Source organism: Amycolatopsis granulosa, from assembly GCF_011758745.1.
GTDB lineage: Bacteria > Actinomycetota > Actinomycetes > Mycobacteriales > Pseudonocardiaceae > Amycolatopsis_E > Amycolatopsis_E granulosa.
Map to the genome: position 1 here is coordinate 3,942,337 of NZ_JAANOV010000001.1, position 20,558 is coordinate 3,962,894.

Here is a 20,558-nt window from a genome sequence, read left to right on the forward strand (position 1 = left end):
CGAGATCCGTCACCGGGCCTACCTGCGCGGACCGGATTGACCCGATCAGCGTCCCCATGATCACTCAGGGTCGACCGGCCAGGTGTGCACCGCCGCACCGCCGCGGCTCAGCTCCAGGTAGCGCCCCAGCATCGTGCTCAGCGCGGTCTCGCGGTCCGCGCCGCGCTCCTCGGCCTCGGCGACCGTCGCCCGCTGCCACCACGCGCCGTTGCGGCGGGTCAGGCAGCGCTGCTCGATCACGCCGAGGTAGCGGTCGATGGCCGCCCCGGAGACGTCGGCGCTGCGCAGCCCCTCGGCCGCGAGCGGCAGCAGCACGCGCAGCACCAGTTCGTCCGGCGGCACCCAGCCCTGTCCCGGCCAGTACAGCTGGGCGTCGAACCCGTTGCGGGCACCGGCGTAGAGGTTCTCCTCGGCCGCCTGGAACGACATCTGTGTCCACACCGGACGTTCCGCCTCGGCGAGCGCCCGCTGCGCCCCGTAGAAGAACGCCGCGTTGGCCATCATGTCCAGCACCGTCGGCCCGGCCGGCAGCACGCGGTTCTCCACGCGCAGGTGCGGTTTGCCGTCGACCACGTCGTACACCGGCCGGTTCCAGCGCCACACCGTCCCGTTGTGCAGCATGAGTTCGGTGAGCTTGGGCGCCTGCCCGGCGTCGAGCGCGTCCAGCGGGTCCTCGCTCACGGTTTCCGGCAGCAGGCCCGGGAAATAGCGGACGTTCTCCTCGAACAGGTCGAAGATCGAGGTGATCCACCGCTCGCCGAACCACACCCGCGGCCGCACGCCCTGGTTGCGCAGCTCCTCCGGCCGGGTGTCCGTGGCCTGCAGGAACAGCGGGATGCGCGTTTCGTGCCACAGCGCCTTGCCGAGCAGGAACGGCGAGTTCGCGCCGACCGCCACCTGCACCCCGGCCAGGCACTGCGCCGCGTTCCAGTGGGTGGCGAACTCGTCCGGCGCGACCTGGACGTGCAACTGCACCGAGGTGCACGCGGCCTCGGGCAGGATCGACTCGGAGTGGGTGCGCAACCGCTCCGGGTTGTGCCCGCCGAGCGGCGCCCCGTCCATGGTCAGCGTCATGTTCTCGCCGCGGGCGGCGAAGATCTGGTCGTTGAGCAATGTGTAACGCGTGTTGTCGGTGATCCACTTCTGGTCGAAGTGGTCCTCGGTCAGGGTCGGCAGGATGCCGATCACGGCCAGCCGCGCCCCGGCCGTCGCCGCGCGCGTGTCGGCGTCCGCCAGGTAGCCGACGAGCTCGTGCTCCAGTTCGATCGCCGACTTCCCGGCCAGCGGGCGTGGCGGCACGTTCAGCTCGATGTTGTGCTGCGACAGCTCGGTGGTGAACGACTCGTTGTCCAGCGCGGCCAGCACGGCGCTGTTGGACATCGACGGCCGCAACCGGTCGTCCACCAGGTTCAGCTCGACCTCGAGCCCGATGTGCCGCCGCGGGAACGAGAAGCCGTCGTCGGCGAGCATGCGGGCCAGGGTGTCCAGGCACCGCTGGAGCTTGTGCCGGTACCGCGCCCGGTCCCGGTGGGTGAAGCTCTCCGCCGACACGTCCTTGCCCATGCCATCCCTGCTTCTGGTGTCCGGCCGCGGCGGGTGGTGCCCCGGCATGCCCGGCCGACAACGGTCGCACATGGATAGACGCGCGGCCATCGGCCAAAACGGTGGCTCCACCGTGACGCGCGCGACTTCCTCCGATGCTGCTCCGTTCGGCCCACGGGTGCCCAGCACGTTCGGAGCACCCACCCCGACGACGGAGGATCTACCCCGAAGCCGCAGACTTCATGCCGTGGCGCAGATCGTGCGAACCGAAGACGAGGATGATCCGCGGCTCGACGACTTCCGGGACCTGTCCACGGCCGACCGGCGCCCGGACCGGCCTGGTGGGCGCGGCCTGGTGATCGCCGAGGGCACCGTGGTGGTCCGGCGCCTGCTCGCCTCAGCGTACCCGCCGCGGGCCCTGCTCGGGGTCGATCGGCGGATCGCGGAGCTCGCGCCCGAACTGGCGGACGTGCCGGTGCCGGCCTACGTGACCTCCGCCGAGGTGATGGCGAAGGTCGTCGGGTTCCACCTCAACCGCGGGGTGCTGGCGGTGGCCGACCGGGCGCCGCTGCCGGACGCCGACGGGATACTGGCCCGTTCGCGGGTCGTCGCGATCCTGGAAGGCGTAGGCGACCACGAGAACATCGGCGCGCTGTTCCGCAACGCGGCCGCGCTGGGGGTCGATGGGGTCCTGCTCGGCGCCGGGTGCGCGGATCCGCTGTACCGGCGCAGCGTGCGGGTGTCGATGGGCAACGTGCTGCGGGTGCCGTTCGCCCCGTTGACACCGTGGCCGTCCGGTCTGGACCGGGTGCGCGCGGCCGGGTTCCGCGTCGCGGCGCTCACGCCGCGGGCCGATTCGGTGAGCCTGCGCGAACTGGCCGCGGGGGGCGGCCGCACCGCGCTCCTGCTCGGTTCGGAAGGTCCCGGCCTGACCGCGGGGGCGCTGGCCGCGGCCGATGTCGCGGTCCGGATCCCGATGAGCGAAGGTGTCGATTCGCTCAACGTGGCCACTGCCGCGGCCGTGGCCTTCTACGAGCTCGCCGCAGCGGTAAATTGACTGCGACCCGGCGTCCCGGCGTGCCGGGCGGAAAGGTGCTGGCGTGGAATTGCGGGTCCGCGGCGACCGCGCCGTGCTCAAGGGGCACGGCGCCGCGTACACGCGCGAAATCGACCCCCACAGCCTCGCGCTCGGTGTGGAGCTGGCCGACGCCCTGCACGAGTGGGCGCAGGTCGCGGCGGCGCTGCGGCGGTCGGCGACCGGGCCGGGTGAGGCCGCGGCCGTGGTGTCCCGCCGCGGCCGGCAGCTCGCGGCGCGGGTGGCCGGGGTGATGGGCACACCGGTGCACTACGTCGACCCGGTGACGGGCGAGCAGGTGGTCGTGCCGCCGCCCCCGCGGACCGACCCGCCGCCACGGCTGTTCGCCGGGGTCGGGGACGAGCCGACGCCGTGGGGGACCGGGCTGGTGGCGGCGGGGTTCGTCGCGGCCGTCGTGGTCGTCGCGATGATGGCGCTGGTGGTGGCGCTGGCGGCGGAGACCAGCGGCTGGGTGGTGCTCCTCGCCGCGGTCGTGGTCACCGCCGGGATCGCGCCGTCGCTGTGGCTGGCGCGGAAGCTGCCGATCATCCGGTGGGTCGCGCTGGGGGCCGCCGCCGGGGTGGTGCTGTCCTGGTTCGGCGTGCTGGCTGTCGTGTTCTGATGGACCCGCTCGGTCCGCTGCGGGAGATCTGCCTGGCGCTGCCGGAGGTGACCGAGCGGCTCAGCCACGGGGAGCCGGCCTGGTTCGTCCGCGGCCGCAGGACGTTCGTGATGTTCGCCGACCACCACCACGACGACCGGGTGGCGTTCTGGTGCGCCGCGCCGCCCGGGGCGCAGGAGGAGATGACCGGCGCGGAACCGGACCGGTTCTTCCGGCCACCGTACGTGGCGCATCGCGGGTGGCTCGGGGTGTACCTCGACGTGCCGGTCGACTGGGACGAGATCCGCGCGATCGTGCGGGAGGCGTACCGGGCGGTGGCGCCGGTGTCGCTAGCCGCGCGGCTCCAGGGTTGACCAGCGGTGCACGCCGGCGCCCTGCGCGTAGGACAGGTGCCCGCCGAGCGCGCCGCCCGCGCTGACCGCGAGGAGCCCGGCCGCGGTCCAGGCGCGCGCCGCGCCACGGCTGGACCGGTTCGCGGCGAGGAAGCAGCTCGCGGCGACGGTGTTGGCGGCCGCGTGGACCATCCCGACGCGGCGCTGCTTGCGGTCGAGTCCGGAGAACTCGGCGAGGCCGGTCAGGACGGTCGGCGGGGTCGCGACCAGGCCGATCGTGACCAGGCGGCGGGCCGCTTCGGGCTGACCGGTGAGGTCGAGCACGACCGACGACACCCACGCCCCGATCGGCAGCGTGACCAGCAGCGGGTGCACGGGATGACCCAGCCAGGCGCCGCGCAGGAGACGGTCGGCGGTGCCCCGGCCGATGACCTTGCGCAGGCCGCGTGCCAGCGCGGTGCTGGTGGGGTCGAGAGCGCGGAGTGACTCGGCGGCGTCCAGGATGCGTTTCACACGGGGTCTGTACCCCGTGGCGGGGATTCGATTCGGCGCGGCTGGCTCGTGTTCCGGCGGTTCGTTCCCGCCCCGGATGGGTAGCCGTGCCGGCATGTGGGGACGAGCTGTGGCGCAGGGCGCGGCCGCCGGGCTGGCGGGAACATTCGTGATGACGGCGGCGGAGAAGGTGGAGCAGCGCTGCACCGGGCGGCCGGACTCCGAGGTGCCGGGGCGGACCCTGGCGCGGTTGCTCGGTCGGCCGGACCGCCGCCGCCGCTCGATGAACCTCGCGATGCACTTCGGGCAGGGTGCGCTGGTCGGCGCGCTGCGCGGGGTGATGGCGGCGGCCGGGCTGCGCGGCCCGTGGGCCTCGGCGATGTTCTGGGTGGTGCGGCTGACGAGCGACCAGACGCTGGAGAACGCCACGGGTGTGGGGGCGCCGCCGTGGACCTGGCCGCGCCGCGAGCTGGCCGTGGACCTCACGCACAAGGGCGTGTACGCGCTGGGCACCGGAGCCGTGGCGGACTGGCTGGCCGCGCGGCAGGGACCCGGACCGGGACAGCGCCATGCGGCGAAACGCCCCGGCCGGCGTTCGGGTGCAGGCCCGCTCGCGCGGCGGTCGGGCTAGGCCGTTCTCCTGCCGACGGCCAGCAGTCGTGTGCTCAGCCGCGCTGGCTGCGGACTCCCAGCAGCACATCTTCCCAGGCCGGGACCGCGGGGTGGGCCTTCTTCTTCGGCTTGGGCTTCGCCGCGGCGGGGTCCGGCTGGGCGTCGATGTCGAGCGCGGGCCGGCCGGGGGTCTCCTCGACGGCCGGCTCCGGCGAGTCGGCCTCCACCGCCCGTAGCGTGCGCGGGGTGCGGTGCGGGTCCAGCAGGTCCTCGGCGTGCTCGTCCAGCGCGGTGACCGTGCCGCCGTGGGCGCCGGCCGAGAACTGCCAGTGCGCCGCGTTGTCGGAACGCCCGGCGGTCCACCGGAGCGCCACGATCCACCGGCCGTCGTCGCCGCGCCAGGCGTCCCACGTGGCCTGCGAGTAGTCCTGGCCGCGCACGCCGAACGCGTACGCGACGATTTCGCCGAGCGTCCGCACGTCCGGGCCGTCCTCACGGACGGGGTGCGCCGACTGCGCCAGATCCGCGGTCCGCGACCGCTCCAGCAGCACCGGGTAGGCGAACCGGTCCACCCGTTCCACCGACACCCCGGCGGCGTCCGCGACCTGCTGCACCGACTCGCCGGCCCGGATGCGGGCCTGGATCTCGCGTGGTCGCATCTGGCTCTCCGTCTCGATTTCGATCTGCCCCAGCCTGGGAACGTCACCCCGGACGGCCGCTCGCAGTTTCTCATCGGCGGGCAGGAGGAAACGCTCGCGCCGCGCCGGGTCTTCGCACACGATGGACTTGCCGTCCTCGTGCAGTCCGACCACCCTCAGCGTCCGCATCCGCCGCCTCCTCCTGGCTTCACCTCGGTGGGTGTTCACGGTAGGTCGGCGCGTCCGCTTGACGGGTCAGGCGCGCCGACACTTTTTGGTTGATCTTGCAGGAATTCCGCCGGTTCGGCCACCCGGGGAAACACGCGAGCGCCCGCATCGGCCAGGATTGCCCCATGCGGCGGCGGGTTCTGGTCACCGGAGTGGCGATCGAGGTCGTGCTGGTCGGGATCGTGCTGGCGTGGAAACGGTTGGACGGACTGGATCTCGACGTCTACCGGCTCGGCGCGCAGGCGTTCTTCGACCACGGTGACCCGTACGGCCTATTGCCACCCACCCGGAACGGGACGCTGCTGCCGTTCACCTACCCGCCGTTCGCGGCGATCGTTTTCGCGCCGTTGCTGGTGGTTCCACCGGATGTGGCACTCGTCGCGATCACCGTGGTGTCCGTGGTCGCGCTCGGCGCGGTCGTCGCGTTGTGTTTCGCGCGGTACGACCGGCGGCTGCACGTCACCGGCGGCCTCGCGCTGGCCGTGCAGGCCCTCGCGTTGTTCAGCGAACCGGTGCGCGCCACGCTCGGCTTCGGGCAGATCAACCTGTTGCTGATGCTGCTCGTCGCGGTCGATGCGCTGAGCCCGGTCCGTCGTCGCGGGTTCGGCATCGGGATCGCCGCGGCGGTCAAGCTGACCCCGGCCGCGTTCGTGCTGTTCTTCCTGGTGCGCAAGGATTTCCGGGCCGCCGCCCGCGCGGCGGGTGTGTTCGCCGGGTGTGCGCTGCTGGCCTGGGCGTGCGCGCCGCGGGCGTCGGTCACCTACTGGACGAAGCTGGTGTTCCAGGGCGACCGCGTCGGAGACCCGGGGTACGCCGGCAACCAGTCGCTGCACGGCACGCTCGCCCGGCTCGGCGCGCCCACCTGGGTCTGGCTGATCGCGGTGGCCGTCACCCTCGTCGTCACCGTGCTCGTGATGCGCCGCTCCGACCCGGTGGTCGCGCTGCTGGCGTGCGCCGTCGGCGCGCTACTGGCGTCCCCGGTGTCCTGGACGCACCACTGGGTGTGGGCGGTGCCCGTGATCGGGGTCCTGACGTGGCGAGGGCGGCGGTGCCGGCCGCTCGTGCTCGGCACCGCCGCCCTCGCGACAGTCGTGTTCGTGGTGAGCCCGTTGTGGGACCACCGGGACGTCTGGCCGCTCGCCGAGAGCTACGTCCTCACCGGCGTGCTCCTGCTGCTCGCGCTGGGACTAGGGCGTGTTTCGGATGTTGACTGCCCACCACAAGCGGCTCCGCCGCTCGAGAAACGGAACCTAGTCGCCCAGCCGCTCGACGACCCACTCGATGCAGCTGGTCAGCGCCGTGACGTCGCCCGGCTCGATCGCGGGGAACATGCCGACACGTAGCTGGTTGCGGCCCAGCTTGCGGTACGGCTCGACGTCGACGATGCCGTTCGCCCGCAGCACCTTGGCCACCCGCGCGGCGTCGACGTCGTCCACGAAGTCGATCGTGCCGACGACCTGGGACCGCAGCGCCGGGTCCTTCACGAACGGCACCGTGTAGCTGGTTTCCTCGGCCCACTCGTACAGCCGCGTCGAGGAGTCCTTCGTGCGCGAGACCGCCCAGTCGAGGCCGCCGTTCGACAGCATCCACTCGATCTGGTCGGCCAGCAGGAACAGCGTCGCCACCGCCGGGGTGTTGTACGTCTGGTCCTTGCGCGAGTTGTCCAGCGCGGTGGTCAGCGAGAGGAACTCGGGGATCCACCGGCCGCTCGCGCCGATCTTCTCGACCCGCTCGACCGCCGCCGGCGACATCAGCGCCAGCCACAGGCCGCCGTCGGAGGCGAAGCACTTCTGCGGCGCGAAGTAGTAGACGTCGAAGTCCCCGGCCTGGACCGGCAGGCCGCCGGCGCCCGAGGTGGCGTCGATCGCGACCAGCGCACCCTCGCTCCCGGCGGGGCGGCGCACCGGCACCGCGACGCCGGTCGAGGTCTCGTTGTGCGCCCAGCCGACCAGGTCCGCGCCCTGCTCGTAGGCGATCTCCGGCGCGCTGCCCGGCTCGGCCTCGACGACGATCGAGTCGCCCAGGAACGGCGCGTCCGAGGTCACCTTGGCGAACTTCGACGAGAACTCGCCGTAGGTGAAGTGCTGCGCGCGCGACTCGACCAGGCCGAACGCCGCGGCGTCCCAGAACGCCGTGGTGCCGCCGTTACCGAGCACGACCTCGTAGCCCTCGGGCAGGCCGAACAGCTGGGACAGACCGGAGCGCACCCGTCCGACGAGGGACTTCACCGGCTTCTGCCGGTGGGAGGTGCCCAGGTACGCGGCGCCCTCGGAGGCGAGGTTCGCCAGCTGCTCCGGGCGCACCTTCGAAGGTCCGCAGCCGAAGCGCCCGTCGGAGGGCTTCAGTTCAGCCGGAATGGTCAGCTCATCGGTCATGCATCCCAGTCTCGCAGGTCGCGTTCCCGCCGCGTGACGGCGGTGGCGGGTCCCACTATGCGGTACGCCAGCCGTCCGGGTCGACGCCGCCGGGGACCGGCGCGGCCGGGTCGTACGGGGTGCGGGTGAAGACGAAGGTCGCCAGGTCCAGGTGCCGCGGCGTGCCGTCGGAGTCGCGGCCGACGCGCAGGGTCTCCCCGGCGTAGTAGCCGTCCAGGCCGAGCCACTCGTCCGCGCCCTCCGGGCGGAAGCGGGACGCGCGGCCGGTGCCGCTGACCGGGGTGAGGCTCAGCATGCCGCCCCGGATCAGCCGCAGGTGGTAGGGCGTCGGGCCCCAGTGCCACAGCCCGGTGAGGGTCAGCAGCGAGCGGTCCACCTCGGACGGCCGCCACTGCTCGGGCAGGTTGGGTTCGTGCTCGTCGGCGATCGAGATCAGGTCGACCGTCAGGCCCATGATCGCCGGGCCCGACGTGGCGTTGGCGAAGGCCAGCGCGCCGGTACCGGTGCCCTCGTCGACCAGCGTGCCGGCGAGGAACCCGGGCATCGACCCGCCGTGCCCGGTCAGCCGGCGGCCCTGGTGGCGGACGAGCTGCAGGCCCAGGCCGAAGCCCGAGGTCCAGGTGTCAGCGTCGTCGACCGTGGCGACCGCGCGCATCTCGGCGAGGGTGTCCGGGTTGAGCACCCCGGCGGTGTCGCCACCGACGAACGCGGTCCAGCGGGCCAGGTCGCGGACCGTCGACCAGAGCTGGCCCGCCGGCGCCATCGCACCGGCGTCCGGGCTGGGCTCGGGCAGCAGCAGGTCGGCGAACGGGTGCACGGCCCAGCCGCGCGCGTACCGGCCGCGCGGGTGCGGGGTCGTGCGGGTCATGCCCAGCGGTTCGAGGACCTCGCGGGTCAGCGCGGTCAGCCAGCCGGTGCCGCGGTGGCGGGCGATCAGCTCGCCGAGCACGCCGTAGCCGACGTTGGAGTAGTGGAAGCGGCTGCCCGGACGGTTCTTCAGCGCGCCCTGGGCGAGGCTCGCCTGCAGCGCGGCCCAGTCGCCGCCTTCGCTGCGTTCCCACCACGAGCCGGGCGACTCCGAGGTCAGCCCGCCGGTGTGCGAGAGCAGCTGGCCGACGGTCGAGGCGCCGAAGCTGGTGCCGGGCACGTGCTTGTCCAGCGGGTCGTTGAGGTCCAGGCGCCCCTCGTCGCGCAGCCGCATGACGACCGTGGCGACCAGCGACTTCGTGATCGAGCCGAGGCGGTACTGGGTGTCGTCGTCGGGCGCGGCGCCGTCCACGGTGCCGTCCACCGTGCCGCGGGCGCCCCACCAGGCGATCTGACCGTCGCGGACAACCGCAGCGACCATCGACGGCGCACGGCCGTTGGCCTGCTCGAGGGACAGGCGGCGGAGCAGGGCGAAATCGGTGCCGGGCAGCATGGCGTCATTCTGCCGCCCGCGGTGTGGGAGCCGGAACGGCCCCGGAACCACGCGGTTCCGGGGCGCCGCCCGCCGATCAGAGCGGCTGGACCGCCGACCAGCCGTCGACCTCCTCGGGTGAGCGGGGGCCGGGGCCGACGTAGCTCGCGGAGGGGCGGACCAGCCGGCCGGTCTGCTTCTGCTCCAGGATGTGCGCCGCCCAGCCGGCCGTGCGCGCCGACGTGAACATCGCCGGCATCATGCTCGTCGGGACCCGGGCGAAGTCCAGGATCACCGCGGCCCAGAACTCCACGTTCGTCTCGATCGCGCGGTCCGGGCGCCGCTCCCGCAGCTCCGCCAGCGCCGCCTGCTCCAGCGCGGCCGCGACCTCGTACCGTTCGGCGCCCAGCTCGCGGCACGTCCGGCGCAGCACGCGCGCCCGGGGGTCCTCGGCCCGGTAGACCCGGTGCCCGAAACCCATCAGCCGTTCCTTGCGGTCCAGGATCCCCTTGACGACCTTGCGGGCGTCGCCCTCCTTCTCCACCGCCTCGATCATCGGCAGCACCCGCGCCGGGGCGCCGCCGTGCAGCGGCCCGGACATCGCGCCGATCGCGCCGGACAATGCCGCGGCCACGTCCGCGCCGGTCGACGCGATCACCCGGGCGGTGAACGTCGAGGCGTTGAGGCCGTGCTCGGCGGCCGACACCCAGTAGGCGTCCACGGCCTTGACGTGCGCCGGGTCGGGCTCACCGCGCCAGCGGATCATGAACCGCTCGGTGATCGTCCGGCCCTGGTCCACCCGGGACTCCGGCACGGCGGGCACCCCGACCCCGCGCGCGGACTGGGCCACGTACGACAGGGCGGTCACCGACGCACGCGCCAGGTTCTCCCGCGCTTCGTCGTCGCTGATGTCGAGCACCGGCCGGAAGCCCCAGATCGGCGCGACCATCGCGAGCGCGGCCTGCGCGTCCACCCGGACGTCGCCGGTGTGCACGGGGATCGGGAACGGCTCGGCCGGCGGCAGCCCGTCGCCGAACCTGCCGTCGACCAGCAGACCCCACACGTCGCCGAAGCTGACCCTGCCTGCCAGGTCCTCGATGTCCACGCCGCGGTAGCGCAGCGCGCCGCCGTCGCGGTCCGGCTCGGCGATCTGGGTGCGGAAAGCGATGACGCCTTCCAGTCCGGGCTTGAACCCGTCGTCAGGTTCTGTGTTGTTCGCAACGGGCGCTGAAGTGGTCACTGGTGGAACCTTTCGCTGCGCATTTCCCCGACAGATTTCGCGCGCGGGACGCGTCCGGGGCGCCTCGTCGCACGGTGTCAACACCATCCTCCCGTCGCGGCGGGGGAGCAATCGAAGAATGCGGTGGTTTCGGTCACGATTACGAGAACGATTCAGCCCAGCGTGCGCCGAAGGTGAAAATCTTGCGTTTCCCAGGAGGCTCCGCCGCGGTTGCGTGTCCGTGGCGGGTGTCACCGTTCGTCGGCTTCCCGAGCGGCCCCCCAAGCCCTAACGTGAGCGGTTACGGGTGAGTAAGCGGGTCGTGGAGGTTGGCAGATGCCAGAGGTCGAAAACATCGACGACGTTGCGGTACGCCTTCCCGGCATGCGGGTGGCCTACGACGGTGAGGCGCTGGACGAGTCCGATCTGGCTCCCAGCTGGACCGAGCAGTTGCAGGACTGGCTGAACCACGCCATCGCGGCGGGGGTCGCCGAACCCAACGCCATGGTGCTGGCCACCGCGGACGCCGATGGACGGCCGTCCTCCCGCAGCGTGCTGTGCAAGGGCCTCGACGAGCGGGGTGTGGTGTTCTACACGAACTTCACCTCCAAGAAGAGCCACGACCTGACCGTCACCCGGTACGCGTCGGCGACCTTCCCGTGGTACGCCTTGCAGCGGCAGGTGACCGTGCGCGGCGAGGTGGAGAAGGTCGACGTCAAGGAGACCGCCGAGTACTGGAAGCAGCGCCCGCGTGGCTCCCAGCTCGGCGCCTGGGCCTCGCCGCAGTCCAAGGTCGTCACCGGACGGCGCGACCTGGACGTCGCGCTCGCCTCGATCGAACGCCGCTTCGGCGACGTCGACGAGGTGCCACTGCCGCCGCACTGGGGCGGGTGGCGCATCCGGCCCGAGGTGGTCGAGTTCTGGCAGGGGCAGCGGGACCGGCTGCACGACCGGTTGCGGTACGTGCGCACCGCGGACGGCTGGCACATCGACCGCGTCGCTCCCTGAGGCGCGAGGGAAATCACGCGACCCGATTAGTTAGCGCGGCTAAACTGGTCGGTTGTGAGTGTCGAGGCCGGTGCGCGGCGCGGTAAGAAGCGAAATCTGCTGAAGTCCGTGGTCGTGGACGTGCGGCCGCTGCGCACGCCCGGCTTCCGGCGCCTGTTCACCGGTACCGCGATCACCGCGATCGGCAGTCAGCTGACCACGGTCGCGGTGCCGAAGCAGGTCTTCGACCTCACCGGGTCGTCCGGGTACGTGGGTCTCACCGGCATCGTCGCGCTCGTCCCGCTGCTCGTCTTCGGGCTGTGGGGTGGTGCGATCGCCGACACGGTGGACCGCCGGAAGCTGCTCGTCTTCGGCAACGCCGGTATCGCCGTCGTGTCGGCCCTGTTGTGGGCGCAGGCGTTCTTCGGCGTCGGCTCGGTGTGGCTGGTGTTCGTGCTGCTCGCTTGCAACCAGGCGTTCTTCGCGATCAACATGCCGACCCGCAGCGCGATCGTCGCCCGGCTGATCGAACCCGAGCTGCTCCCGGCGGCGGCCGCGTTGTCCGGCACCGTGAACACCTTCGGCATGGTGTTCGGGCCGATGGCCGCCGGCGCGCTGATGCCGGTGCTCGGTCTGCCGACCCTCTACCTCATCGACACCGTCGCCCTGGTCGTCGCGCTGTACGCGGTCTGGCGGCTGCCCGCACTGCCGCCGCTGTCCGGCACCGCGCGGGCCGCCGGGCTGCGCGACGTGCTGGACGGTTTCCGCTACATGGGCACCCAGAAGGTGCTGCTCGCCTCGTTCGTGGTGGACATCATCGCGATGGTCGCCGGCATGCCGCGGGCGCTGTTCCCGGAGATGGCCGAGCGGACCTTCGGCGACCCGCCCGGCGGCGGCCTCGCCCTGGGCTGGCTCTACGCCGCGATCCCGATCGGCTCGATGGTCATCGGGTTGTTCTCCGGCTGGCTCGGCCGGGTGCGGCGGCAGGGGGTCGCGGTGACGATCGCGATCTGCGCGTGGGGCGCGTCGGTGATCGGGTTCGGGCTGTCGCACTCGCTGTGGCTGGCGATCGTGTTCCTGTGCCTGGCCGGGGCCGCGGACATGGTCAGCGCGATCTACCGCCAGGCGATCCTGGTGATGGCCGCGACCGACGAGATGCGCGGCCGCATGCAGGGCGCGTTCACGGTGGTCGTCGCGGGGGGCCCGCGGCTGGCCGACCTCACCCACGGCTGGACCGCCGCCGCGGTGGGCACAGCGGCCGCGGCGACCGGGGGCGGGATGCTGGTGATCGTGTTCATCGCGATCGCCGTCGCGCTGCTGCCGGCGTTCTGGCGCTACCGCGCGGCCGCGGTCGCCGGCTAGCGATCAGCCGTCGCGGAACGCCTCGGCGCCGGCTCGCGCGCGGTGCGGTTCGAGGGTCTCGCGCTGGTGGGCAGCCCGCTCGATCAGCTCGTCGAAGTCGACGCCCGGTACCCGGTCGGAGAGGTCGGCCTGGTCCCGCAGCGTCGTCCACAGCTGCTTCTTCCCGTCGATGCCCATCGCGAGCACTTCCAGCTCCAGGAACCGGCTCAGCGGTGAGTACGACAGCAGCCGGCCGTTCGGTTTGAGCCGCGCGATGCGTTCGGCACCGAACACGGCCGCCGTCTTGAGCGGGTTCTGCCGGACGCCCAGGTGGTCCATGATGGACCGGAACGTGTCGACGTCCTCCGCGATCCCGGTCGCCACGCGGGACAGTGCCTCGCCCGCATCCGTGGCGCGGTTGTTGCCCGCGGCGCGGCGGGCCAGTTCGCGCCAGCCCACGCCGAGCGCGAGCTGGTCGTTGAGGTAGATCGCCAGGTAGCCGTCCATCGGCGGCGGATACCCGCCGCCGCTGGGATCACGCATGCGATCACTTCGCGCGCCCGCGCTTGAGCGTCCGCCGGATCTCCTCGGACGCCGCGCGGTATGCCGGTGCGGCGCGGGCGAAGTAGTCGAACAGGACGTCCTGCTCTTCCGGCGAGTACTGCGCGATCACCTCGGCGATGTGGCGCCGGGCCGGGCCGACGATCTCCGCGACGCCGGCCAGCGCGTCCGCGACCGGCTCCACGACGACCTTGCGGCGGTCGGCCGGGTCCGCGGCGCGGCGCACGTACCCGGCGCGTTCGAGCCGGTCGATCAGCCGCGTGGTCGCGCCGGTGGTGAGCCCGGTGCGGGCGGACAGCTCGCCGGAGGTCAGCGCTCCCTCGAGGTCGAGCAGGCTGAGCGCGTACCACTCGGTGGCGTGCAGGCCGGCCGCCTCGGCGCCGGCCAGCCCGTGCAGGCCGACGGCGTCGAGGTAGCGGCGGAAGACCACGCGCCGTTCGTGCTGACTTGCCACGGTGACCATCCTCTGCCTATTATCTGCATATGTGCAGATACTGCACTGACCAAGACAAGTGTAGCGGACAGGAGAGACCATGATCGACACCGAGCGGACCGCCTCCGTCACCGCCGTCCTCGACTCGCTCGCGGAAGCGTGGGCCCGCGGCGACGCGGACTCCTACGGTGCGCACTTCACCGAGGACGCCACCTACATCACCTTCGTCGGCACCCGCTACCAGGGCCGGCAGGACATCGCGGACAGCCACCGCAGCCTGTTCGCCAAGTTCCTCAAGGGCACCCGGCTGGCGCACGAGGTGCTCGACGTGCGTTTCCTCGGCCCGGACGCGGCGGTCCTCACCAGCCGCGGCGACACCGTGAAGGGCAAGCAGCCCAAGGCGCTGACCAAGGTGCAGACCTACACCCTCGTGCGCCAGGACGGCCGCTGGCTCGTCGCCGCGTTCCACAACACGCAGCGCAAGTCGCTGATGGAACGCATTTCGTTCGCCTTCGCGCCGGACACCCGCCCGAAGGCCGCCCGGTGAGGGCGCTGGTCACCGGGGCGAGCGCCGGGATCGGCCGGGCGTTCGCGACCGCACTGGCCGCGGCGGGCTACACCGTGACGGCCGTGGCCCGCCGCGAAGACCCGCTCACCGGATTGCTCGCGGAGCTGGGGCCGGGGCACGACCACCTGGCCGCGGACCTCGCCACCCCCGAGGGTGTGCGCGCCACCGCCGGCCTGCTCGCCGGCGGCGGCTACGCGGTGCTGGTCAACAACGCGGGCGCCGCGGTGCACGGCGACTTCGCGGCTACGCCACTGGACCACTCGCTCGCCCAGCTCGACCTCAACTGCCGCGCGGTGGTGGCGCTGGCGCACGCCTTCCTCGGCGCCGCCGAGCCGGGTGCCGCGCTGGTGAACGTCTCCTCGACGCTGGGGCACACGCCGAAACCCGGCCTGGGCGTCTACAGCGCCACGAAGGCGTTCGTCACGGCGTTGTCGGAAACGTTGTGGCACGAGCAGAAGATCCGCGGCGTACATGTGATGGCACTGTGCCCGGGGGTCACCACGACCGCGTCCCAGGACGCGGCCGACGTGCCGGCCTGGCTGGTGCAGACCCCGGAGGAGGTCGTGCGCCGCGCCATGTCCGCACTGGCCGAGCGCGGGGGCCCGGTCGTGGTCCCCGGCCGCGGCAACGCGGTGCTGACCGGGGTCGCGCGGCTGCTGCCCAGGAGGACGGTGCTGTCCCTGCTCGGCTCGGACCGCTAGCTACCGTCCGCTCACGACGTCGTCCAGGAACCAGGGATCGTGTGCGGACAGCACGCTGACCTCGTCCCCGTGGTCGCGCACCAGTTCGCGCAGCCGCTGGTGGTTGCCCCGCCGCGCACCCGGCACGGTCTCCACCTTGGACTCGAACCACGCGAGGCCCGGCGTGACGTGCGGGCGCACCGGGTCGATCTGGCCGTGGTGGAAGAACGCGTCGCCCGCGTGCAGCAGCCAGCCCTCGCCGGTGTCCACCGCGACGCCGGCGTGCCCGCGGGTGTGCCCACCCAGTGGCACCAGCAGGATTTCCGGCGGCAGCCCGTCGAGCTGGCGCACGGCGTCGAACCCGAACCACTTCTCGCCGGTGTCCGGGTAGCTGCTCCACTGTGGACCGTGCGCGAAGTGCTGGGGCTTGTAGCGCGAGCGTTCCCGCGCGTCGCGGGGGGACCGGAGCGCCCGCAGCTCTTCGGCGTGGACGTGCACGGTGGCGTGCGGGAAGTCGACCAGTCCGCCGGCGTGGTCGAGGTCGAGGTGGGTCAGCACGATGTGCCGGACGTCGGTGAGCGCGTACCCCAGGCGGCGCACCTGCTCGGCCGCGGTCTCGGCGACCGAGGTCCGGACGCCGACCATCCGCACGAACCGTGCGCCCAGCCACTCGTCCGCGCGCGTGACCGCCGGGGAGCCCAGTCCGGTCTCGATCAGGACCAGCTCGCTCGCGGTCTCGACGAGCAGGCAGTGGCAGACCAGCTCGGCGCGGTGCCAGAACCCGCCGCGGCCGTCGATCAGCCGTCCGCCGAGCGGTCGCATCGTGCCGCAGTTGAGGTGGTGGACCTTCATGCCAGCTCCCGTTCGAAGGTGTGGCGCAGGTGCTCGCCGACGGCGTGCAGCGGCGCGAGATCGTGCTGGGTCCTGGCCAGGAGCAGGGCGCCTTCGATGGCGCTGAGCGCGATCGTGCTCAGTGTGGCCGCCCGCGCGGCGTCGAGACCTTGACCGGTGAGGTAGCCGGTGATGACGGCGTGCCACGAGCGGTACCCGCCGGTGCACGCCTGGCGGATCGTCTCGCTGTCCCCGGCGTCCAGCGCGACGGTCGCGATCGGACAACCGCTGCGGTAGCCGGTCCCGGCGAGGTTGCGGCCCAGCGCATCGATCACGCCGGTGATGGCGGTGCCGGCATCCGGGGCGGCGGTGAGCACCTCCCGCAGCAGGTCCGCCATCGCCTCCCCGGAGAACGCGATCGCCTCCGCGGCGAGCTGCTCCTTGCCGCCGGGGAAGTGGAAGTACAGCGAGCCCTTGGGTGCGCCGCCGGCGGTGACCAGCTGGTTCAGCCCGGTCGCGTGGTAGCCCTGCGAGCGGAACAGCTCGGCGGCGGAGGCGACCATGCGCCGGCGGGTGTCGGTTCTGCGGACCATGCCGGTCACCCTAACCAAACTATGACGACCGGTCTAGTTAGTGCGCTCGGTCACCCTGGACCGAGGCGCGGCGCGCCGCGGCTATCTTCGGGGCATGGCCAACCCCACCGGACAGCAGTTCGAGATCACCCGCGGCAACGCGCGCGCCGTCGTCACCGAGATCGGTGCGGGCTTGCGGGCGTTCGAGATCAGCGGTGTGCCCTACCTGGAGACCTTCGCCGAGGACGCCGCGCCGCCGAAGGGTGCGGGGCAGATCCTGCTGCCGTGGCCCAACCGGACCAAGGGTGCGGAGTGGACCTACCACGGGGAGCCCCAGCGGCTCGAGGTCACCGAGGAGGCCCGCGGCAACGCGATCCACGGCCTGACCCGGCACCGGCCGTGGACGCTCGTCGAGCACGCCGAATCGTCGATCACCCTCGAGATCGAGGTGCCGCGACAGCCGGGCTGGCCGGTCCCGCTGCGGGCCCGGATCACCTACGACCTCGCGCCGCGCGAGCTGACCGTCACCCACGAGATCCGCAACGAGGGCTCCTCGGCCATCGGGGTCGGCGTGGGTGCCCACCCGTACTTCCGCATCGGGGACGTCCCGACCGACGAGCTGACGCTGACCCTGCCGGCGACCCGCGTGCGCCCGTACGTCGCCGACCAGCAGCTGCCCTACGGCGACGAGCGGGACACCGCGGGCACCGAGTACGACTTCCAGGAGGGGCGCCTGCTCGCCGAGGTCGACCTGGACACCGCGTTCGGCGGTCTCGTCGCCGGCGAGGACGGCCGGTTCCACCACGTCCTGTCGCACGGCGACCGCAGCGTCGAGGTGTGGGCCGGCCCGGACTTCCGGTGGGTGCAGGTCTTCACCCCCGCCGACCTGACCGGCCGCGGCCGCGCCGTCGCGATCGAGCCGATGACCTGCCCGGCCGACGCGCTCAACTCCGGCACCGACCTGGTCGAGCTGGCGGCGGACGGCTCCTGGACCGGCAGCTGGGGCGTCCGCGTCCATGGCTGACCCGGTCCGGCTCGGCGAGGCGGACGCGGGCGAGCTGCTGACCTTGCAGCGGGCGGCGTTCGTCACCGAGGCGCAGGCACACGGCGACCCCGCCCTGCCACCGCTGCGCGAGACGCTCGACGAGCTCGTCGCCGTGCTGCGCGATCCGGACGTCCGCACCTGGGGCGTGCGGGAGGCCGGACGGCTGGTGTCGAGCGTGCGGATCCGGGTGCGTGGTGAGACGGCGGAGGTCGGCCGGCTCGTGGTCGCCCCGGACCGGCAGGGGCAGGGCCTCGGTTCCGACCTGATGCGGGTGGCCGAGCAACGGCTGCCGCCCGGGGTGCGCGTGCTGCGGTTGGTCACCGGCGAGCGCAGCGCGGGACCGCTGCGCTTGTACACCCGGCTCGGCTACGTCGAAACCGCCCGGACCCCGGAAGGGGACTACCACCTCGTGCACCTGGAGAAGCACATTCCGTGACGCCTGGCCGGACGCCGGTGGCCTCGACCAGGGCGCCTTCGGCGCCGCTGATCCCGGAGCCGGGAACGCCGTGCGGCGAGCCGGACGGGTTTCCCGCGCGCCGGTCCGTTAGCTTGGCTCACCATGGTGAAGGCGATTGTTGGCGGATACGTGGTGCCGGTCGAGGGCGACCCGATCGACGGCGGCACGATCCTGATCGAGAACGGCAGGATCACCCAGGTCGGCGCGGACGCGGAGGTCGACGTCCCGGAGGACGCGGAGCTGATCGACGCCTCCGGCGCGTGGGTCCTGCCCGGGTTCGTCGACGCCCACACCCACCTCGGCGTGCACGAGGAGGGCGAGGGCTGGGCGGGCAACGACACCAACGAGATGACCGACCCGAACGGCGCGCGCTTCCGGGCGATCGACGGCATCGACCCGTTCGAGATCGGTTTCGACGACGCCCTGTCCGGTGGCGTGACCAGCGTCGTGATCAAGCCCGGCTCCGGCAACCCGATCGGCGGGCAGACCGTCGCGGTGAAGACGTGGGGCCGTACGACGCTGGACATGGTGTTCGACGAGGCGGTCAGCGTGAAGAGCGCGCTCGGCGAGAACCCGAAGCGCGTGTACGGCGACAAGAACCAGACGCCCTCGACGCGACTCGGGGTCGCCGCGATCATCCGCGAGGCGTTCACGAAGGCACGCAACTACGCCGCCCAGCGTGACCACGCACGGGCCGAGGGCAAGCCGTTCGACGTCGACCTGACGCTGGAAACGCTCGTGAAGGTCCTCGACGGCGAGCTCTACTGGGACCAGCACACCCATCGCGCCGACGACATCGTGACCGCGATCCGGCTCGCCGAGGAGTTCGGTTACAAGCTGGTGGTCAACCACGGCACCGAGGGGCACCTCATCGCGGACGTGCTCGCGGCGAAGGACGTGCCGGTCATCCTCGGGCCGCTGTTCACCACGCGGTCGAAGGTGGAGCTGCGGAACCGGACGCTGCGGTCGGCAGGCATCCTGGCGCGCGCCGGGGTGAAGATCGCGATCACCACGGACCACCCGGTGGTGCCGATCAACTTCCTCGTGTACCAGGCCGCGCTGGCGGTGAAGGACGGGCTGGAGCCGGAGGTGGCGCTGCGGGCGCTGACGGTGAACCCGGCGAGCATGTTGTCGCTGGACGACCGGATCGGCTCGCTCCGGCCCGGCCTGGACGCCGACATCGTGCTCTGGTCGGGCGACCCGCTGGACGTGATGAACCGCGCCATGCGGGTCTTCGTGCGCGGCCAGGAGGTCTACCGCTTCGACGACGCCCGCGGCGAGGGCGTGGTAACCCCCCGCCGCTACGCGGAGTAACACCCGGTCCGGCGGGCGCGGGGCGAGGCGGCCCCGCCCCGCCGCGGGGCAGGTCAGGCCCGCTTCAGGTGGCGGGCGATGACCATGCGCTGGATCTGGTTCGTGCCCTCGAAGATCTGTGGCACCTTCGCCTCGCGCATGTACCGCTCCACCGGGAAGTCACGCGTGTAGCCTGCGCCGCCGAGGACCTGGACGGCGTCGGTGGTCACCTTCATCGCGGCGTCCGTCGCGATGAGCTTGGCCACCGAGGCGGCCCGGCCGAACGGCATGCCGCGGTCCCGGCGCCGGGCGGCGTCGAGGTACGTCGCGCGTGCCGAGTCGACCGCGGCGGCCATGTCGGCGAGCAGGAACTCGAGTCCCTGGAAGTCGATGATCGGCTTGCCGAACTGCGTGCGTCCCTTCGCGTACGCGACTGCCTCGTCGAGCGCCGCCTGCGCCAGACCGACGGCGCACGCGGCGATCCCGAGCCGGCCGGAGTCCAAAGAGGACAAGGCGATGCGCATGCCGGCCCCGGCCGGTCCGATGAGCCGGTCCGCGTCCACCCGGGCGTCGGAGAAGATCACCTGCGCGGTGGTCGACCCGGTCAGGCCCATCTTCCGCTCCGGTGGCGCCGCGGACAGCCCGGGCGTGCGGCCGTCCACCAGCAGGCAGGAGATCTCGTCGTCGCCCGTGCGGACCATGGTCGTGTAGAAGTCCGCCTGCCCGCCGTGCGTGATCCACGCCTTGGTGCCGTTGACGACGTACGCGTCACCGTCCAGCCGGGCTCGCGTGGACAGCGACGCCGCGTCCGACCCGGCGTGCGACTCCGACAACGCGTACGCGCCCAGCAGCTGCCCCTCGAGCATGTCCGGCAGCCAGCGGTCGCGCTGCTCGTCCGTGCCGTGGTGGGCCAGCGCGTAGCAGGCCATGATGTGCGTCGACAGGCCGATGCCGATCGACATCCACGCGCCCGCGATCTCCTCCAGGACCTGCAGGTACACCTCGTAGGGCACCTCGCCGCCGCCCCAGCGCTCGGAGTACGGCAGCCCGAGCAGGCCGGACTTGCCGAGCAGCCGGAACTGCTCCCGCGGGAAGCGCTCGGCCTCCTCGTACTCGGCGGCGAGCGGCTTGAGCTCGTCCCGGGCCAGTTCCGTCGCCAGCGCGAGCAGGTCCGCGTACTCGCGGTCGGGGAGCAGGCGGTCGATCGGCATCGTGCCTCCGGTGTACTCGAAGCAGTACTCTGTAATCGTCTCCAG

The 20,558-nt window shown here is 72.5% G+C and carries 23 protein-coding genes; 12 read left to right on the forward strand and 11 right to left on the reverse strand.

Translation table 11 applies throughout. The features are described from left to right. Nucleotides 1-60 precede the first annotated feature (60 nt). On the reverse strand, nt 61-1,563 hold the full coding sequence (locus tag FHX45_RS19365; protein WP_167103862.1) for a glutamate-cysteine ligase family protein: 1,503 nt from the start codon (nt 1,561-1,563) through the stop codon (nt 61-63). Between the two features lie 226 nt (nt 1,564-1,789). Between FHX45_RS19365 and FHX45_RS19370 the strand changes: the two genes are divergently transcribed. The 3 genes from FHX45_RS19370 to FHX45_RS19380 are packed head-to-tail and all read left to right on the forward strand — an operon-like array spanning nt 1,790 to nt 3,592. Further along, entirely contained in the window at nt 1,790-2,599 is an 810-nt protein-coding gene (locus tag FHX45_RS19370) for a TrmH family RNA methyltransferase (RefSeq protein ID WP_167103865.1), read from the forward strand. Between the two features lie 43 nt (nt 2,600-2,642). Then, nucleotides 2,643-3,239, forward strand: coding sequence for a DUF2537 domain-containing protein (locus FHX45_RS19375; protein WP_167103869.1), 597 nt, complete (start codon nt 2,643-2,645; stop codon nt 3,237-3,239). After that, a complete protein-coding gene (locus FHX45_RS19380; protein WP_167103872.1) occupies nt 3,239-3,592 on the forward strand; it encodes an MmcQ/YjbR family DNA-binding protein in 354 nt (117 codons plus the stop codon). The genes FHX45_RS19375 and FHX45_RS19380 overlap by 1 nt, the downstream gene beginning before the upstream one ends. Here the strand turns inward: FHX45_RS19380 and FHX45_RS19385 are convergent. Continuing rightward, nucleotides 3,569-4,084, reverse strand: coding sequence for a DUF2231 domain-containing protein (locus FHX45_RS19385; protein WP_167103875.1), 516 nt, complete (start codon nt 4,082-4,084; stop codon nt 3,569-3,571). The genes FHX45_RS19380 and FHX45_RS19385 overlap by 24 nt on opposite strands. Before the next feature lie 94 nt (nt 4,085-4,178). On the opposite strand from FHX45_RS19385, the gene FHX45_RS19390 reads away from it, so the two are divergent. Then, entirely contained in the window at nt 4,179-4,694 is a 516-nt protein-coding gene (locus tag FHX45_RS19390) for a hypothetical protein (protein WP_167103878.1), read from the forward strand. Nucleotides 4,695-4,728: 34 nt separating this feature from the next. Here FHX45_RS19390 and sepH read toward each other — a convergent pair whose 3' ends face one another. After that, entirely contained in the window at nt 4,729-5,502 is a 774-nt protein-coding gene (gene sepH, locus FHX45_RS19395; RefSeq protein WP_167103881.1) for a septation protein SepH, read from the reverse strand. A gap of 164 nt (nt 5,503-5,666) precedes the next feature. Between sepH and FHX45_RS19400 the strand changes: the two genes are divergently transcribed. After that, the gene (locus FHX45_RS19400; protein WP_167103884.1) at nt 5,667-6,884 is read left to right on the forward strand and encodes a glycosyltransferase 87 family protein; all 1,218 of its coding nucleotides are present in this window, start codon (nt 5,667-5,669) and stop codon (nt 6,882-6,884) included. On the opposite strand, the gene serC is transcribed toward FHX45_RS19400, so the two are convergent. The 3 genes from serC to FHX45_RS19415 form a co-directional block, all read right to left on the reverse strand. Further along, complete coding sequence (gene serC / locus FHX45_RS19405) at nt 6,792-7,916, reverse strand: phosphoserine transaminase (protein ID WP_167103887.1); 1,125 nt, start codon at nt 7,914-7,916, stop codon at nt 6,792-6,794. The genes FHX45_RS19400 and serC overlap by 93 nt on opposite strands. A 55-nt stretch (nt 7,917-7,971) precedes the next feature. After that, the gene (locus FHX45_RS19410; protein WP_167103890.1) at nt 7,972-9,336 is read right to left on the reverse strand and encodes a serine hydrolase domain-containing protein; all 1,365 of its coding nucleotides are present in this window, start codon (nt 9,334-9,336) and stop codon (nt 7,972-7,974) included. Between the two features lie 76 nt (nt 9,337-9,412). Beyond that, entirely contained in the window at nt 9,413-10,555 is a 1,143-nt protein-coding gene (locus FHX45_RS19415) for a citrate synthase (RefSeq protein WP_167103893.1), read from the reverse strand. 315 nt (nt 10,556-10,870) lie between these two features. Here FHX45_RS19415 and pdxH point away from each other — a divergent pair, with 315 nt between their 5' ends. Beyond that, nucleotides 10,871-11,542 (forward strand): pyridoxamine 5'-phosphate oxidase, encoded by a 672-nt coding sequence (gene pdxH / locus FHX45_RS19420; protein WP_167103896.1) that lies wholly within the window; start codon nt 10,871-10,873, stop codon nt 11,540-11,542. Between the two features lie 54 nt (nt 11,543-11,596). Next, complete coding sequence (locus FHX45_RS19425; protein ID WP_167103899.1) at nt 11,597-12,883, forward strand: MFS transporter; 1,287 nt, start codon at nt 11,597-11,599, stop codon at nt 12,881-12,883. A 3-nt stretch (nt 12,884-12,886) separates the two neighbouring features. On the opposite strand, the gene FHX45_RS19430 is transcribed toward FHX45_RS19425, so the two are convergent. Further along, nucleotides 12,887-13,405, reverse strand: coding sequence for a hypothetical protein (locus tag FHX45_RS19430; RefSeq protein WP_243869139.1), 519 nt, complete (start codon nt 13,403-13,405; stop codon nt 12,887-12,889). Between the two features lie 4 nt (nt 13,406-13,409). Beyond that, entirely contained in the window at nt 13,410-13,877 is a 468-nt protein-coding gene (locus tag FHX45_RS19435; RefSeq protein WP_341771532.1) for a MarR family winged helix-turn-helix transcriptional regulator, read from the reverse strand. Nucleotides 13,878-13,956: 79 nt separating this feature from the next. Here FHX45_RS19435 and FHX45_RS19440 point away from each other — a divergent pair, with 79 nt between their 5' ends. Together FHX45_RS19440 and FHX45_RS19445 are read left to right on the forward strand one after the other, a co-directional pair. Next, nucleotides 13,957-14,403: an SgcJ/EcaC family oxidoreductase gene (locus FHX45_RS19440; protein ID WP_167103905.1), complete on the forward strand. Its 447-nt coding sequence runs from the start codon at nt 13,957-13,959 to the stop codon at nt 14,401-14,403. Next, a complete protein-coding gene (locus FHX45_RS19445) occupies nt 14,400-15,125 on the forward strand; it encodes an SDR family NAD(P)-dependent oxidoreductase (RefSeq protein WP_167103908.1) in 726 nt (241 codons plus the stop codon). The genes FHX45_RS19440 and FHX45_RS19445 overlap by 4 nt, the downstream gene beginning before the upstream one ends. Here FHX45_RS19445 and FHX45_RS19450 read toward each other — a convergent pair whose 3' ends face one another. Then, nucleotides 15,126-15,956, reverse strand: coding sequence for an MBL fold metallo-hydrolase (locus FHX45_RS19450; RefSeq protein WP_167103911.1), 831 nt, complete (start codon nt 15,954-15,956; stop codon nt 15,126-15,128). It lies immediately after the preceding gene. After that, nucleotides 15,953-16,528, reverse strand: coding sequence for a TetR/AcrR family transcriptional regulator (locus FHX45_RS19455; protein WP_167103914.1), 576 nt, complete (start codon nt 16,526-16,528; stop codon nt 15,953-15,955). Before FHX45_RS19455 ends, FHX45_RS19450 begins: the two co-directional genes overlap by 4 nt. 94 nt (nt 16,529-16,622) lie before the next feature. Between FHX45_RS19455 and FHX45_RS19460 the strand changes: the two genes are divergently transcribed. From FHX45_RS19460 to FHX45_RS19470, 3 genes are all read left to right on the forward strand, one after another. Continuing rightward, nucleotides 16,623-17,531, forward strand: a complete 909-nt coding sequence (locus FHX45_RS19460; RefSeq protein WP_167103916.1) for an aldose 1-epimerase family protein — start codon at nt 16,623-16,625, stop codon at nt 17,529-17,531. After that, nucleotides 17,524-17,988 carry a GNAT family N-acetyltransferase gene (locus FHX45_RS19465; protein ID WP_167103919.1) on the forward strand — a complete coding sequence of 155 codons (465 nt, stop codon included), beginning with the start codon at nt 17,524-17,526 and terminating at the stop codon, nt 17,986-17,988. Before FHX45_RS19460 ends, FHX45_RS19465 begins: the two co-directional genes overlap by 8 nt. Before the next feature lie 123 nt (nt 17,989-18,111). Next, nucleotides 18,112-19,323: an amidohydrolase gene (locus FHX45_RS19470; protein ID WP_167103922.1), complete on the forward strand. Its 1,212-nt coding sequence runs from the start codon at nt 18,112-18,114 to the stop codon at nt 19,321-19,323. 53 nt (nt 19,324-19,376) lie between these two features. Here the strand turns inward: FHX45_RS19470 and FHX45_RS19475 are convergent, their stop codons facing one another. Next, nucleotides 19,377-20,513 carry an acyl-CoA dehydrogenase family protein gene (locus FHX45_RS19475; RefSeq protein WP_167103925.1) on the reverse strand — a complete coding sequence of 379 codons (1,137 nt, stop codon included), beginning with the start codon at nt 20,511-20,513 and terminating at the stop codon, nt 19,377-19,379. Between the last annotated feature and the right edge of the window lie 45 nt (nt 20,514-20,558).

Coding starts and splice junctions, on each gene's coding strand:
- FHX45_RS19365 (WP_167103862.1), bottom strand. CDS start 1,563: ATGGGCAAGGACGTGTCGGCGGAGAGCTTCACCCACCGGGACCGGGCG.
- FHX45_RS19380 (WP_167103872.1), top strand. CDS start 3,239: ATGGACCCGCTCGGTCCGCTGCGGGAGATCTGCCTGGCGCTGCCGGAG.
- FHX45_RS19390 (WP_167103878.1), top strand. CDS start 4,179: ATGTGGGGACGAGCTGTGGCGCAGGGCGCGGCCGCCGGGCTGGCGGGA.
- sepH (WP_167103881.1), bottom strand. CDS start 5,502: ATGCGGACGCTGAGGGTGGTCGGACTGCACGAGGACGGCAAGTCCATC.
- FHX45_RS19400 (WP_167103884.1), top strand. CDS start 5,667: ATGCGGCGGCGGGTTCTGGTCACCGGAGTGGCGATCGAGGTCGTGCTG.
- serC (WP_167103887.1), bottom strand. CDS start 7,916: ATGACCGATGAGCTGACCATTCCGGCTGAACTGAAGCCCTCCGACGGG.
- FHX45_RS19410 (WP_167103890.1), bottom strand. CDS start 9,336: ATGCTGCCCGGCACCGATTTCGCCCTGCTCCGCCGCCTGTCCCTCGAG.
- pdxH (WP_167103896.1), top strand. CDS start 10,871: ATGCCAGAGGTCGAAAACATCGACGACGTTGCGGTACGCCTTCCCGGC.
- FHX45_RS19430 (WP_243869139.1), bottom strand. CDS start 13,405: ATGCGTGATCCCAGCGGCGGCGGGTATCCGCCGCCGATGGACGGCTAC.
- FHX45_RS19440 (WP_167103905.1), top strand. CDS start 13,957: ATGATCGACACCGAGCGGACCGCCTCCGTCACCGCCGTCCTCGACTCG.
- FHX45_RS19450 (WP_167103911.1), bottom strand. CDS start 15,956: ATGAAGGTCCACCACCTCAACTGCGGCACGATGCGACCGCTCGGCGGA.
- FHX45_RS19455 (WP_167103914.1), bottom strand. CDS start 16,528: ATGGTCCGCAGAACCGACACCCGCCGGCGCATGGTCGCCTCCGCCGCC.
- FHX45_RS19460 (WP_167103916.1), top strand. CDS start 16,623: ATGGCCAACCCCACCGGACAGCAGTTCGAGATCACCCGCGGCAACGCG.
- FHX45_RS19465 (WP_167103919.1), top strand. CDS start 17,524: ATGGCTGACCCGGTCCGGCTCGGCGAGGCGGACGCGGGCGAGCTGCTG.
- FHX45_RS19470 (WP_167103922.1), top strand. CDS start 18,112: ATGGTGAAGGCGATTGTTGGCGGATACGTGGTGCCGGTCGAGGGCGAC.
- FHX45_RS19475 (WP_167103925.1), bottom strand. CDS start 20,513: ATGCCGATCGACCGCCTGCTCCCCGACCGCGAGTACGCGGACCTGCTC.